A 15127-nucleotide genomic window follows, 5' to 3' on the forward strand; every position below is an offset into this window, starting at 1 on the left:
TCCTACTCTTCTGTTAGAGACGCATTTTTTAGTTGCGACTCTGCAATTTCTCTATAGATGTCATTGGTTGCCATCAATTCCTCATGGCATCCACGACCAACGATTTCTCCCTTATCAAGGACGATAATCTGATCAGCATCCATAATGGTTCCAACCCGCTGGGCAACAATTAAAACCGTTGCATTTTGAGTGACTTCCTTAAGACGACGACGTAAAATAGCATCCGTACGATAGTCCAAGGCTGAGAACGAATCGTCAAAGATATAGATATCCGGCTCTTTGATAACTGCTCTGGCAATCGATAAACGTTGCTTTTGTCCACCAGACAGGTTACTTCCACCTTCAGCTAGATGGGTTCCAAAACCTTCTTCACGACTTTCGATAAAGTCTTTGGCTTGGGCAACATCGGCTGCTTGATTCAACTCTTCACGACTAGCATCCTCTTTCCCGTAACGCAGATTTTCAGCAATCGTTCCAGTAAAGAGCAAAGCTTTTTGAGGAATAAAACCAATCTTTTGACGAAGGGACTTGAGTCGGTATTCCCGCACATCAACTCCATCAACCTTGATTTTCCCTAAGGTAACATCATAAAAACGTGGAATCAACTGAACCAATGAAGACTTCCCAGAACCCGTCGAACCAATAAAGGCAATAGTCTCACCCGGTTTAGCACTAAAGGAAATATTATGAAGAACAGGATTTTCTGTCTCACCAGGATAAGCAAAGGTCACATTTTCAAATTCTAGGTAACCATGTGTTTCTGTCTCCCTAATGCCATTTTCATTTGGATCAATGGAAATGGGCATATCCATAATTTCCTTCAAGCGCTCACTGGATACGGCAGTACGTGGGTACATGGTAAAGAGGCTAGACAAGAATAAGAAGGACAAGAGGGCATGGAAGCTGTACTCGATAAAGGCTACCAAATCCCCAATCTGCAAACTTCCTTGTTGGAGAGGATCTAGAGCAAACCAAACAATTGCCACAATCATAGCGATAATGATTTGTACAAAAAGAGGTTCGGTCAAGCCTGTCAATTTAAACAAGCGACTCGAATTATCAGCATAGATTGCATTTTGCTCTGCGAAGCGTTCTTCTTGGAATTCTTCTCGAGCAAAGGCTCGAATCACTCGTAAGCCCATCAAATTCTCTCGGACATATTGATTAATCTTATCCAGTGTTTTCTGTTGTTTTTCTGATAGAGGTCGAGTTTTTACAGCTACATAGACAACAACGACTGCTAAGAAAGGTACTGAAAAAGCTACAATCCAAGCTAGTGAAGGACTAGTCAAGAAAATCATGAGAACACTAGAGAGCATCATCATGGGAGTGATGACACCTAATTTAAGGGTTTGTTCCGCAAACTGCATAAGAACAAAGGCATCACTAGTAATACGAGTAACCAGTGAAGATACACCAATCTTTTCATATTCGTGATGAGAATACTCTTGTAGCTTAGCATAGACATCATTGCGCATGTCTTTAACCATGTTGGTAGTCAATTTACTAGCAGCATAGGACAGGACAATCCGTCCAAATGTCCCCAAGACGATAATGACCAACATAATAACAGCCCAAAAATAGAGCTTTCCTTCATTACCTTGATTAATCCCCTGGTCAATCATACGAGCCAGAACAGTCGGTAGACCTAGATTGACAATGACAAAGAAAACTGCTCCGAGAAAGTCTAAAATCAACCACTTGGGATAACGTTTGAGATAAGACCAAATATAAAGCATAATTCTCCTTTCTTTTTCATTCAAAATGCAGAAAAGAGCGTGCTTACGCACGCCTTTTTACTAAAAAGAAGACAGGCAGTCTTAACCTCTAGGGAGGGAACTGTCTGTCTCAGATATTTGAAACTTATTTTACAAAGTCAAGCAATGCCAAGAAGCTTGCAGGCTCAAGTGATGCACCACCAACAAGAGCTCCGTCAACGTCTGGACAAGCCATGTATTCTGCAACGTTTTCAGGTTTAACTGAACCACCGTATTGAACACGTACTTTATCAGCTACTTCTTGACCAAAGTCAACTGCTACAACGTCACGAACAACTTTACACATTTTTTGTGCATCGTCTTGTGAAGCTGATTTACCAGTACCGATAGCCCAGATTGGCTCGTAAGCGATAACTGATGCAGCAACTTGCTCAGCTGTCAATCCTGCAAGAGCAGCAGATACTTGAGCACCTACGAATTCAGCAGCTTTTCCTGCTTCGTAAGTTTCAAGAGACTCACCACAACAGATAATTGGAAGCATACCGTTTGCAAAGATTGCTTTTGCTTTTTTGTTGATATCTTCGTCAGTTTCATGGAAGTAGTCACGACGCTCTGAGTGACCGATAACAACGTAGTCAGTACCGATTTCTTTCAAAACTTGTGGGCTAGTTTCACCAGTGAAAGCACCAGCGTTTTCAAAGTAGCAGTTTTGAGCTGCAACTTTAAGATTAGTTCCTTTAGCTGCGGCTAATACAGTTGTCAAGTCAAGTGCAGGAACTGCGATACCAGCTTCAACAAGGTCTGATGAAGGAAGTTTTGATGCAACTGCTTCAACAAATGCTTTTGCTTCTTCTGGGTTTTTGTTCATTTTCCAGTTACCAGCGATAAATGGTTTACGTGACATTTCACTTACCTCGTTTTTCATTATATTTTCTATTTATTTTATCATAATTATAGGGAGCTTGCAAATCTTACTCTGTAACCAGAAAGCTGATTTTCAAAAATTTTCGTGCTCTTAATTCTATTTAGAAAATGATTCGCGCTTGGTCAATTTAACCACTGCTTCCGTCCGCGCGGTGTGTGGAAACATATCAACTGACTGGATATAATGCAGGTCATAGACCTCCATCAATCTGACTAAATCACGTGCCAAGGTAGATACATTGCAGGAAACATAGACCATCTTTTCAGGAGCATATTTGACAATGGTATCCAAGAGCTTGTCGTCCAAACCTGTACGAGGCGGATCTACAATCAAAGCATCGGCACGATAGCCTTCCTTGTACCATCTAGGAATAATTTCTTCGGCAGTTCCAGCCTCATAGTGAGTATTGGTATAACCCATGCGCTGGGCATTTTCTTTGGCATCCTCAATGGCTTCTGGAATAATATCCATCCCTCTCAGACTTTTAACTTTTTTGGCAAAAGCAAAGCCAATAGTTCCAACACCACAATAGGCATCAATCAGATGGTCTTCCTCAGTCACATCTAAGGCTTTAATGGCTTCACTATAGAGGACTTCAGTCTGTTCAGGATTGAGCTGGTAAAAAGCTCGCGGAGAAAGAGAAAATTCGTAGTCTAATACACCTTCACGTATACTATCTTGACCCCAAATAATCTCTGTCTTATCCCCATAAATCTCACTAGTTTTGGCAGTATTGGTATTGACAGCCACAGTCACCACTTCAGGATAATCCTTGATTAGGTCTTTTACAAATTGAGTCAGATTCAATTGACGATTGGTCACAATGATAATCTGAACTTGCCCAGTTTTCCGTGCGCGACGAACCATGATGGTCCGAACACCCAGAATTTTCCGTTCATCTGTAATCGGAATTTGATGATAGGTCAAGAGTTCAGCAATGCGATTGGCAATAGCTTGCGTTTCCTTGTCTTGGACTAGGCAGTCTTTTAACTCGACCAAATAATGGGAATTTTGAGCATATAATCCCGCCTTAACTTGGCCTTTAAACTTTCGAGTTTGGAATTGTAGTTTAGCTCGATAATACTTGGGTTCCTGCATGCCAATGGTTGGTCTGATTTCATAGTTTTCGTAACCAGCGGGTGCAAATTTTTTCAGAGCTTGATTGAGAAGGTCCGTTTTAAACTCCAGCTGCTTATCATAATGTAGATGCATGATTTGACATCCTCCACACTCATTATAAATGGTGCAGTCTGGTACCACTCGAAACTTAGATTTTTTATTGACCTCAAGGAGTTTTGCCTCAACGTAGTTACGCTTAACAGAAGTCACCTGACAATAGATATCTTCTCCCTTGAGGGCTCCAGGAACAAAAACAAGGGTTTTCTGGAAAAATCCGATACCTTCCCCGTTAATTCCCATACGCTTAATTTTTAATGGAATTTTTTGTTTGACTTTAAGACTCATAAGTCTATTATACCACGTAGTTTCTCAATGGTTAAGAATATGTTACAATAAAACCATGAATACAAAGATATCTCATTTTTCCCCATTGGATTTTCCTGAGCAATTACGAACTTATATAGAGGGAGCAACTCTTTCTGACAGCTCTTCTCATTCAGGCGCAAGGGTTCTCTATCTTGATTCAGGTTACTATTTGAAAATAGATCAAAAGGGAAAATTAGAGCGAGAAGCTAGCATTGCGCGTTTGTTTGAACAGGAGGGAATAGGAACTCCAGTCATCCACTATCTATCTAAAGATAAAGACTACCTCCTGACTAAAGAGGCTATTGGTCATGATACTCTCGCTTTTTTAGATCAACCAGAAAAAATCTGCCGAACCATAGCCGAGGCTCTTAAAAAACTTCACAGTTTTTATCCGCAAAATTTTCCATCAGAAAATCATTTGCAGACCTATAAAGACAGAGCCTTTAAAAACTATGAAAAAGGGGAGTTCTATGCTAAGGCCCTCCTACCCCAATTCCAAATCAACAGTCGCGAAGAGGCCTTCCAGCTCATTCGAGAACAAGGGCACCTTTTAAAGACAGATGCCTTTATTCACGGGGACGCCTGTCTACCAAACTTTATTCTCAAAGATGCTGACCAATTCTCTTGCTTTATTGACCTTGGCTTAGCTGATTTCAGTGATCGACATATCGATCTCTTTTGGGCAATTTGGTCCCTCAACTATAACCTACATGACCCTAAATACGCTGAACTATTTCTTGACTATTATGGGAGAGAACAGGTCGATGTAAATAAACTTTCGACTCGTTGCTGCCTTTGAAGCGTTTGGATAAAAGGAAAACCATGAAAATCACAAAACTAGAAAAGAAAAAACGTCTCTATCTGCTAGAATTTGATAGTGACCAAACCTGCTATATTACCGAGGATACCATTGTTCGCTTTATGTTGACCAAGGACAAGGAAATTAGTTCCGAAGAGTTGACAGAGATTCAGGCCTTTGCACAATTCTCCTACGGAAAGAATCTAGCCCTCTACCACTTATCCTTCAAGGATCGTACTGAAAAAGAGGTCAGAGACTATTTAGTTAAACATGAGATTGATGAGAAAATCATACCACAAGTCATCCAAGCCCTCAAGGATGACAACTGGATCAATGACCGTCAGTATGCCTATGCGATCATCAATTCCAATCAGCTATCTGGTGACAAGGGAAGCTACATGCTCATACAAAAGATTTCCCAAAAGGGAGTTGCTAAGTCTATCATCCAAGAAGTCTTACAAGAATTTGATCTGACAGAAGTCGCTGAGCGTACGGCTGAAAAACTATTGAAAAAATACCAGGGAAAATTACCTGCTCGCGCTCTACAAGATAAGATAATCCAAAATCTTACCAACAAAGGGTTTTCCTACTCGGAAGCTAAAACAGCCTTTGACCAACTGGATAGCCAGATAGAAGAGGAAACCGTTCAGGAACTAATTTTTAAAGAGTTAGACAAGCAATATCGGAAATATTCACGAAAGTATGAAGGATACGAACTCAAGCAGCGTTTGACCCAAGTTTTAGCACGAAAAGGCTACGATTTTTCGGATATAGCCAGCGCACTCAGAGAATATCTTTAATTTTTTCATAAAAAAACTAAGAACTTTAAACAAAAATGTGATACAATAGTAAACGATAAACTTATAAATTGTAGAAAGTTGGTTAGTTATGAAACTTCCAAAAGAAGGCGACTTTATTACAATTCAGAGTTATAAGCATGATGGTAGTCTTCACCGCACTTGGCGAGACACCATGGTACTAAAAACAACAGAGAACGCTATTATCGGCGTCAATGACCATACACTCGTTACCGAGAGTGATGGTCGTCGTTGGGTGACTAGAGAACCGGCTATTGTTTACTTTCACAAGAAATATTGGTTTAATATTATCGCTATGATTCGTGATAATGGTATTTCCTACTACTGCAATATGGCAAGTCCTTACTATCTAGACGAAGAAGCTTTAAAATACATTGACTATGATTTGGATGTTAAAGTTTTTACAGATGGTGAGAAACGCCTCTTGGACGTTGAGGAATATGAACGACATAAGCGAAAAATGAAGTATTCTTCTGACTTAGACTATATTTTGAAAGAGCATGTCAAGATTCTTGTTGATTGGATTAACAATGAACGAGGCCCCTTCTCAGAAGCCTATGTCAACATTTGGTACAAACGCTACGTAGAACTAAAGAATCGGTAAAGTTGTCAAAGGTCAGGAACAAAATCCTGACCTTTTTTATAAGAAAAAACCTGCCTTGCGGCAGGTTTTTCTTTAAATATCTAATTTCGTAACGGTGAATTTGATATGGGAATAATCTTTCTCAATATCCTTATCTACCATAAAGGCTGTTGCATCCTTCTTGACCTGTACCAAATCAATATTTTGGGCTTGAGCGGCATAGACACAGCCACAGTAGCATTGGCGATAAATATCGTACTCTTCACACATTTCTACAGAACGCTTGTAACCTTGATTTTTCTTAAAATCACTCGGAAGATAATGAGTGGTATAGATTTTCTGCACATCAATCCCGATACTATTGATAGTTTGTGAATTTTTGTGAGGACTGATCGTCAGGGCCGAGCCAAAGTAGTCAAATCCTAAGTCCATCGCTACCTGTGCTGTCTTATCCAAGCGATAGTCAAAACAAACCTTGCAGCGATCCCCACCTTCCGGTTCTTCTTCCAAACCTCGAACCAGTTTACGGTATTCATTGGGTTCATAAGGTGCTTCTAGATATTGGACGTTATTGCCAGTTCGCTCATTAAAATCACTGACAAACTTTTGGGTCACATAAGCACGCTTATGATATTCTGCCTTGGGATGGATATTGGAATTAGCAAAATAAATGGTCACATCGGCATACTTAGTCAAGTACTCTAAAGTGTAGGTACTGCAGGGAGCACAACAGACGTGCATGAGAATAGTTGGTCTTTCTTTATTTTTTTCCCAAACTTGGACCATCTTTTGCATGACACGGTCATAGTTGATCTTTTGATTGGGATTCATCTTACTTAGAATTTCTTCTACATCAATCATGCTCTTCTCCTTTTCTTCTTGTTATTTTATCACAAGAAGGCTCTTTGGGCAAATAGGATTTCGTGCTTTATTCAGTTTTTAAGTCCTGATTTAATAGCTTGCCCATCCTTTTTAGACTGATTATTAATATAGGATAAATTAAAAGTAAGATAAGGCCTAGAACTAAAAAGACAGCTACAAGACCCCAACGATCGATTAACCAACCTGTCAATGGGAAAATGACAATCATGGAAAGACTAAAGAGCATGGAATTGATACTAAGCATAGTTGCTCTTACACTGGAAGGTAAATAACCTTGTAAGTCATTGAAATAGATAGGCTGATAAACTGCATATAGTCCATTAGTCAAGAGATAGATCAATAGATAAGCCAAGGGTGTACCAATAACTACAAATAACAAGGTCAAGCCCGTTTGTACAACAAGAATCGGAAAAACTCGATTGCTATTCCATTTTTTACCGATTTGACTAGCTACATAAACCGCCAATAGATTTAGCAAACTACCAATCAGCATAACCAGTGAAACCTGCCATCCTGCTAAGTCACTTATTTTCTGCTGATAGTAAAAGTAAAACATGCACATGAGTGTTCCGACTAGCTGATAAGTCATCATCCAGTAAAAGAGTACTGGTTTTTCCTGCCATTCTTTTCGAACTTGCAGGACAATCGTTTTAAAGGTTAAGACTTCATTTGTTCCTATCTTAGCCATTGGTTCTTTCATAAAATAAATCAAGATTATAGAAAGAAAAGATAATCCAATAGCAATTAGATAGGTCCAAGTCAATGCTCCGTGAATAAAGAAGCCTGCGACAACTGTACCTAGGGTTCGGGTGACTTCTGCCACACCAGACAAAAAGCTTGAAATCTGAAGATATCGGTCCTTTTGACCCGCTTCTACCGCAGAATCATATAAGAAAGCGGTGCTGGTTCCCGAGTCAAAATTATAGGACCAGGCACTGACCATCATGGCAAGAGCATAGATCCAAAAATTCCCCTGACCAAACAAAATCAAGATAGAGGACACAATACTGGCCAAGCGAGCCAAATAGAGATTGGTCTTGTAGCTAAATCGATCGGCCAACATACCAGATGGGATTTCACATAAGAGACTTGTCCCATGAAAGATACTCTCTAATAGACCGATTTGAAGTAAGGAAAGACCATTTTGAATAAAGAATAAAATCCAAAAACTAGTAATTCCAAAATAAGATGTAAATTCCAGACCTGCTAGGAGTGGAATATTGCCTTTGTAAGTTCTTTTAAACATCGTTTTCTCTCTTTCAATATGTAATTTGATTGTTTCTAAAAGACTTACCTAGATTTGCCTACATTTTCTCCACCTCTTTCATTTAAAGTGAGAGTGGGACAGAAATCGGTCATTCGTTAGAATTCGATTTCGTCGTCCCACATCCGCACAGTTGAGTAGGGTTGTAAAAGCTGATGAAATCAGCGTAGTAGAGCCCACTCAACCACTTCGTCTTGCTCGATAATCCAAAGACAATTGAGAGGCTAGGACTTTTGTCCCAGCCTCATAGTTATTATGGTTTGATACGGTGCAACATACGTGGGAATGGAATGGCTTCACGGATGTGTTTTGTACCTGCTGCGAAGGTTACCATACGCTCGATACCAATACCAAATCCACCATGTGGTACTGTACCATATTTACGAAGGTCAAGGTAGAATTCGTACTCTGTAAGATCCATACCAAGTGATTCCATCTTAGCAACAAGGGCATCGTAGTCTTCCTCACGCATGGAACCACCGATGATTTCTCCGTAACCTTCTGGTGCAAGCAAGTCTGCACAAAGCACGCGATCTGGGTTCCCAGGAACTGGTTTCATGTAGAAGGCCTTGATAGCTGCTGGGTAGTTGATTACGAAGGTTGGGACACCAAAGTGGTTTGAAATCCAAGTTTCGTGTGGGGAACCAAAGTCATCTCCATGCTCCAAATGCTCGTAGTCAGCGTCTTCGTCGTTCTCATGCTCTTGCAAGAGGTCAATAGCTTCATCGTAAGTAATGCGTTTGAATGGCTCTGCAATGTAGCGTTTCAAGAGCTCTGTATCACGTTCCAAGGTTTCCAAGGCTTGTGGAGCACGATCTAAAACACCTTGAAGCAACGCTTTAACATAAGCTTCTTGCAAGTCAAGTGACTCGTCGTGTGTCAAGTATGAATACTCCGCATCCATCATCCAGAACTCAGTCAAGTGACGGCGAGTTTTTGATTTCTCCGCACGGAATACTGGACCAAAGTCAAAGACGCGACCTAGAGCCATAGCACCTGCTTCAAGATAAAGCTGACCAGATTGACTCAAGTAAGCTGGTGTTCCAAAGTAGTCTGTTTCGAACAGTTCTGTAGAATCTTCTGCAGCATTTCCTGAAAGGATTGGGCTATCAAATTTCATGAAACCATTCTTATCAAAGAACTCATAAGTTGCATAGATAATAGCGTTACGAATTTGCATCACTGCTACTTGTTTGCGTGAACGAAGCCACAAGTGGCGGTTGTCCATCAAGAAGTCTGTACCGTGTTCTTTTGGAGTAATTGGGTAATCTTGAGATTCACCGATCACTTCGATGTCTGTAATATCCAACTCATAACCAAATTTTGAGCGCTCGTCTTCTTTAACAATCCCTGTTACAAAGACAGAAGTTTCTTGGCTCAAGTGTTTGATAGTTTCAAATTTTTCAAGACCTACCTCTTCACCAAATTTCTCGATAAAGTTTGGTTTGAAAGCCACACCTTGGAAAAAGGCAGTTCCGTCACGCAATTGCAAGAAGGCAATTTTCCCTTTTCCTGACTTGTTAGCAACCCAAGCACCAATAGTGACTTCTTGACCAACGTAGTCTTTTACTTCGATAATTGTTACACGTTTTGTCATGTTTTATCTTCCTTTTTTTGTTTAACTTGTCTAAAGACATTATTACCCACTATTGTACCACAAATAATGCCTGATAGCTAGATTCTATCAGAGAAAAATCTCCGGTTTTATCCAAAAAAATCTCCGTCAAGACGACGAAGATCTTATTTTTATTTTTCCATAAATTGGTGCAAGCGACGAATAGCTTCTTTGAGTGTATCTAGGTCTGTCGCATAGCTGAGACGGACATTCTCTGGTGCTCCAAATCCTGCTCCTGTAATCAGGGCCAGACCAACTTCCTCAAGAATAGCCGTTGTAAATGCTGTTACATCTGTATAGCCTTTCATCTCCATAGCTTTTTTTACATTTGGGAAGAGATAGAAAGCTCCTTGCGGTTTGACGACTTCAAAACCAGGAACTTGACACAAGAGTGGATAGATGACATTCAAACGTTCCTCGAAAGCCTGACGCATGGTTTCTACAGAGTCTTGGGAACCAGTTAGCGCTTCGATGGTTGCGTATTGAGATACAGCAGTCAGGTTAGAAGTCGTTTGCCCAGTCAATTTGCTCATAGCCGCAATAATTTCTAGATCACCAACTGCATAACCAACACGCCAACCAGTCATAGCGTAGGCCTTAGACACTCCATTGATGACAATAGTTTGTTTGCGAATAGCTTCTGACAGACTAGAGATTGGAACGAACTCATTGCCGTTATAGACCAAACGACCATAAATATCATCTGCTAGGATAAGAATATCATGCTCAACTGCCCAATTTCCAATGGATAACAATTCTTCACGAGAATAGATCATCCCAGTCGGATTAGATGGTGAGTTTAGTACCAAGACTTTAGTCTTATCTGTTCGAGCTGCTTCTAATTGCTCCACAGTTACTTTAAAGTGATTGTCTTCCTTGGCTTGGACAAATACTGGAAGGCCTTCTGCCATCTTAACCTGATCCCCATAGCTGACCCAGTAAGGAGTAGGAATGATTACCTCATCTCCAGGGTTGATAACAGCCATAAAGAAAGTATAAAGGGAGAACTTGGCACCAGTCGCAAAAGAGACCTCATTAGGCTTCACAGAATAACCATAATAACGCTCAAAATAGGTATTGACTGCAGCTTTCAATTCAGGCAAACCTGAAGCCACCGTATAGAAAGAAGCACGTCCATCTCGAATGGCTGCAATAGCAGCATCCTGAATGTTTTCAGGAGTATGAAAATCGGGCTGACCTAAAGTCAAGAAAAGAACATCCTTTCCTTCAGCCTTTAACTTCTTTGCTCTTGCATCACTAGCCAGAGTGACACTTTCTTCCATTTCTAAGACACGTTTGGATAATTTCATTGTTTCTCCTTTTCGACTAAGGCGCCAGATTCAAAATCTACCAGATAATAGTCTCCTCCAGACTTGATTTCCCAGACTGGCTTATCAGCGTACCGTCCAAAGGTAATCTTGTCAATTTCAGTTGCTCCTTTTTCTCTGACAACTGCTTCTGCTTTTTCTTGAGAAGTACCATTTTCTAGTTGATATACGTAAATATTGTTGTTGCTTTTTTCTATTAAAACAGCAACTGGTTTCTGATTTTTATCTTGACCAAGAACACTATAATAACTTTCCAGCCCATTAAAAAAATCAACTTGGTTTACCGTTTCTAGATTCGCATACTGTTTAGCAAGCTTTTCTCCTTCAATCTTAGCAGTCCGATAGGGCTTCATGCTGAGCCATACCAAGTAAAGAAAGGAAGAAGTGATGACTAAAGTTAACAAGGTTATACCAATAATGTACTGAAATAATAGGGAATTTTTTTCTTTTTTCTGTCTCTTTTTCACTCGTCTATTTTACCATCTATCCTAGTGAATTACAAGTGAATTAAGGAGGTCATCCTTAGCCTTCGATACATTCTTAAAATAGTGATATTAAGCCTCCATCCTTTATTTTATAGATTTGTCATCATTCTCAATTCTTAAATTGAATCTTACACTTTATTGAATTAAAATTTTCTGATCATATCCCTTGCAAATGATTTTATTCTGTTGTAACATATACTGTAACAACAGAGTGATTCTGATTAAAAGATTAAAATTAAAAGGAGACTCCCTATGTCTAAAAAAGTATTGTTTATCGTTGGTTCACTTCGTGAAGGTTCATTCAACCACCAAATGGCACTAGAAGCTGAAAAGGCTCTTACTGGCAAAGCTGAGGTAAGTTACCTTGATTACTCAGCCATTCCTCTATTTAGCCAAGACCTTGAAGTTCCTACACTTCCAGCTGTTGCAGCGGCTCGCGAAGCTGTTCTAGCTGCAGATGCAATCTGGATCTTCTCTCCAGTCTACAATTTCTCAATTCCAGGAACTGTGAAAAACTTACTCGATTGGCTTTCACGCGCCATTGACTTGACTGACACTCGTGGAGCATCTGCTCTTCAAGATAAGATTGTTACAGTATCATCTGTAGCTAATGCTGGACATGAGCAACTCTTTGCGATTTACAAAGACCTCTTGCCATTTATCCGTACACAGGTTGTTGGTGATTTTACCGCAGCCCGTGTTAATGATTCTGCCTGGGCAGATGGTAAACTAGTTCTTGAAGATAGCGTCGCTACTTCTCTTAAACAACAAGCTGAAGATTTACTTCAAGCTATTCAATAATAAAAAAGATAGTAGAAAATCTCATTTCTACTATCTTTTTGTTTATTCAACAAATTCTCCAATCATACTATGTTTTAATGGCAAACTACACATTACCAAAAGGAAGATGAAAGCAGACTGAATCCAGAAGATTGCTAGGTCAAAAATTCCATGTATTGCTACTACTGTTAGGAAAGATAGATAAAGACCAACAATCGGACGTTTGCTCGGCTCTTGACTCATATCGATTAATTTTCGAATTGGGTCTGAAGAAGCAATCCCTAATAACACCGTTCCTACAACACCGTAACTTAAAATCGTATCGATATAAATACTATGAGCATGTTCGTGATAAGGAGCAAAAATACGAGGGTAAGAGTGCATATAGGTTAGGGGACCCTCACCCCAAAAGGGATTTTGTTTGAATAAGGTCATACCTGCATTCCAGATCGACACTCGTTCTTCCATAGACGAATCGAGCGTTCCCATTCGAACTCCCAAATCGCTCGAGAAGAGGAAGGCTAGACCAACACCAAAGACTCCGATACTGAGCCAGAATGCACGCCAGTTTTTAATAGTAGTGAAAAGATAAATAATCGCACCAAAGATAATAGCTGGAAAAGCTGTTCTATTTTGGGTGAAATTTAATCCAAACAAATTTGCAAAGATCGCAATGAGAGAGAAAATTCTCAACCATCTCAATCGAGTCGTACTAATTAGGTAAAATCCAATCATAATACAGAAGCAACAGATAATCCCATAATAATTAGGATTAAAGAAGGCTACCTCTGCACGGTTCTGATGCCAGACCTGCATCTTAGGTGATAAGAAAGTATAATCAAATTTCTTTACAATCTGAAAGTGCTCTAAGGCTGCAAAAACTGATGCTAGCATGCTGAGCGACAAGATTCCCTGCAACATGAACCTAAAAAACTTTGGTGTGAGATGCGCCTGATAATAGTAAAAGAATATAGCAAAGAGGAACATTGCTAGGGTTGCTACCATTCCCATTAGGTTTTGAGCTAATAGAGAAACGCCTCCACTATACGCAATAAATAAGAGTAATACAAAATGATTGGAAAGATTCTTTAAAATTCCCTTCATCTCTCCAGTAATAACTAGACCTATTAGATAAGAGATGAATATAATTAAGAAAAGGTAAAACGGTAAAAAGATACTGAGAATGACTCCCAATAAGATTAATTCTCTCTTCGAGAACCCCTTTAACTTTTCGATAATACCTATTGATTTCACAACAGATCCTTTCTCTCTGAATCCTAAAACTCAGATTTACATAAACTATTTAAATATTTTACCACTTTTCAAATGATTTGAAAACTACTAACTCTAGAGACATACAACTAAAATATAGGTAAAATAATTTGTTTTCTAGATATTCCATCCAAAGTTCTAATACGACTATGAAAATATGATAAAATAAAAGCAGGTATTCAAGAAAGGGCTGAACATGAAATCTTATCAACAAGTTTACAATATACTAGTTACCGAAACAGATTACTTAAGTGGAGAAAAGATTGCTGAAAGATTAAATATTTCCCGTACTGCAGTATGGAAAGCCATCCAACGTCTCCAACAAGAGGGGCTAATAATTGACAGCATTAAAAACCGTGGTTATAAACTTCTTCAGGGTGACCTTATCTTACCACAAGAAATAGAAGCCAACAGTCCAATTACTGTTCAGTTTAAACCCATTACCAAATCAACTCAAACGGATGCTAAAGAAGCTGTAGAAGCAGGTAGCACTGGTGATACTCTCTACCTCTCAACTAGTCAAACAGCTGGGCGCGGTCGTTTCCATCGCCCCTACTTTTCTCCTCCTCAAGGAGGAATCTATATGTCCCTCCATATCAAACCCAATCTCCCCTATGATCAGTTACCTGCTTATACACTCCTAGTTGCAGGAGCTATCTACAAAGCAATTAAAAATCTAGCTATGATAGATGTCAGTATCAAATGGGTAAATGATATTTATTTGAATCAGAAAAAGATTGCCGGTATTTTGACCGAAGCCGTCACTTCTATTGAAACTGGGCTGGTTACCGACATTATCATCGGTGTTGGGCTAAACTTTTCTATCATGGATTTCCCACAAGAATTAAGAGAAAAGGCAGGAAGTTTATTTCCTAATGGAGCTCTAATTACTCGAAATGAACTGATTGCTGAAATCTGGAGATGTTTCTACGAAACCAATTCCTATGAACTACTTCATCTCTATAAAACTAACTCTCTAGTCCTTGGCAAAGAAGTTCGTTTTAAACAAGGAGAAGAAATACTCTCTGGTAAAGCAACTAATATCTCAGATAAAGGCGAACTCCAGATAGAGCTAGCTAATGGTAAAAAAATATGGCTTAACAGTGGAGAAATCTCCCTAACCAAATGGTAAATTGTTTTTCAAAAACAAAAAATCGACCTTCTTATAAGGTC

At 39.5% G+C, this 15127-nt stretch carries 13 protein-coding genes and 1 pseudogene; 5 read left to right on the forward strand and 9 right to left on the reverse strand.

Annotated features, from left to right (window positions below; translation table 11 throughout):
• Positions 1–2 precede the first annotated feature (2 nt).
• The 3 genes from FN031_RS04685 to rlmD form a co-directional block, all read right to left on the reverse strand.
• Positions 3–1739, reverse strand: a complete 1737-nt coding sequence (locus tag FN031_RS04685) for an ABC transporter ATP-binding protein (protein ID WP_142558038.1) — start codon at positions 1737–1739, stop codon at positions 3–5.
• A 124-nt stretch (positions 1740–1863) separates the two neighbouring features.
• Positions 1864–2622: a triose-phosphate isomerase gene (tpiA, locus tag FN031_RS04690; protein WP_142558040.1), complete on the reverse strand. Its 759-nt coding sequence runs from the start codon at positions 2620–2622 to the stop codon at positions 1864–1866.
• Between the two features lie 117 nt (positions 2623–2739).
• Positions 2740–4107: a 23S rRNA (uracil(1939)-C(5))-methyltransferase RlmD gene (rlmD, locus tag FN031_RS04695; RefSeq protein WP_142558042.1), complete on the reverse strand. Its 1368-nt coding sequence runs from the start codon at positions 4105–4107 to the stop codon at positions 2740–2742.
• 55 nt (positions 4108–4162) lie between these two features.
• Between rlmD and FN031_RS04700 the strand changes: the two are divergent.
• The 3 genes and pseudogenes from FN031_RS04700 (at position 4163) to ntdP (ending at position 6349) form a co-directional block, all read left to right on the forward strand.
• Positions 4163–4940: pseudogene (locus FN031_RS04700) on the forward strand (aminoglycoside 3'-phosphotransferase).
• 10 nt (positions 4941–4950) lie between these two features.
• A complete protein-coding gene (gene recX, locus FN031_RS04705) occupies positions 4951–5727 on the forward strand; it encodes a recombination regulator RecX (RefSeq protein ID WP_142558044.1) in 777 nt (258 codons plus the stop codon).
• An 88-nt stretch (positions 5728–5815) separates the two neighbouring features.
• Positions 5816–6349, forward strand: a complete 534-nt coding sequence (ntdP, locus tag FN031_RS04710; RefSeq protein WP_049504712.1) for a nucleoside tri-diphosphate phosphatase — start codon at positions 5816–5818, stop codon at positions 6347–6349.
• A gap of 72 nt (positions 6350–6421) precedes the next feature.
• On the opposite strand, the gene FN031_RS04715 is transcribed toward ntdP, so the two are convergent.
• The 5 genes from FN031_RS04715 to FN031_RS04735 form a co-directional block, all read right to left on the reverse strand.
• Positions 6422–7189, reverse strand: coding sequence for an epoxyqueuosine reductase QueH (locus FN031_RS04715; protein WP_142558046.1), 768 nt, complete (start codon positions 7187–7189; stop codon positions 6422–6424).
• 67 nt (positions 7190–7256) lie between these two features.
• Positions 7257–8456 carry an MFS transporter gene (locus FN031_RS04720; RefSeq protein WP_142558049.1) on the reverse strand — a complete coding sequence of 400 codons (1200 nt, stop codon included), beginning with the start codon at positions 8454–8456 and terminating at the stop codon, positions 7257–7259.
• A gap of 271 nt (positions 8457–8727) precedes the next feature.
• Positions 8728–10071, reverse strand: a complete 1344-nt coding sequence (gene asnS / locus FN031_RS04725; protein ID WP_142558051.1) for an asparagine--tRNA ligase — start codon at positions 10069–10071, stop codon at positions 8728–8730.
• A 149-nt stretch (positions 10072–10220) separates the two neighbouring features.
• Positions 10221–11399, reverse strand: a complete 1179-nt coding sequence (locus tag FN031_RS04730) for a pyridoxal phosphate-dependent aminotransferase (RefSeq protein WP_142558053.1) — start codon at positions 11397–11399, stop codon at positions 10221–10223.
• Entirely contained in the window at positions 11396–11884 is a 489-nt protein-coding gene (locus FN031_RS04735) for a cell wall elongation regulator TseB-like domain-containing protein (protein ID WP_142558056.1), read from the reverse strand. The genes FN031_RS04730 and FN031_RS04735 overlap by 4 nt, the downstream gene beginning before the upstream one ends.
• Before the next feature lie 270 nt (positions 11885–12154).
• On the opposite strand from FN031_RS04735, the gene FN031_RS04740 reads away from it, so the two are divergent.
• Positions 12155–12703, forward strand: coding sequence for an NADPH-dependent FMN reductase (locus FN031_RS04740; protein ID WP_142558058.1), 549 nt, complete (start codon positions 12155–12157; stop codon positions 12701–12703).
• A 42-nt stretch (positions 12704–12745) separates the two neighbouring features.
• On the opposite strand, the gene FN031_RS04745 is transcribed toward FN031_RS04740, so the two are convergent.
• Positions 12746–13936, reverse strand: a complete 1191-nt coding sequence (locus FN031_RS04745) for an O-antigen ligase family protein (protein ID WP_142558060.1) — start codon at positions 13934–13936, stop codon at positions 12746–12748.
• A 214-nt stretch (positions 13937–14150) separates the two neighbouring features.
• On the opposite strand from FN031_RS04745, the gene birA reads away from it, so the two are divergent.
• Positions 14151–15086: a bifunctional biotin--[acetyl-CoA-carboxylase] ligase/biotin operon repressor BirA gene (birA, locus tag FN031_RS04750; RefSeq protein ID WP_142558062.1), complete on the forward strand. Its 936-nt coding sequence runs from the start codon at positions 14151–14153 to the stop codon at positions 15084–15086.
• Positions 15087–15127: the final 41 nt, after the last annotated feature.

It is taken from the genome of Streptococcus mitis (assembly GCF_902159415.1).
In the GTDB taxonomy this organism is placed as follows: Bacteria; Bacillota; Bacilli; order Lactobacillales; family Streptococcaceae; genus Streptococcus; species Streptococcus mitis_BG.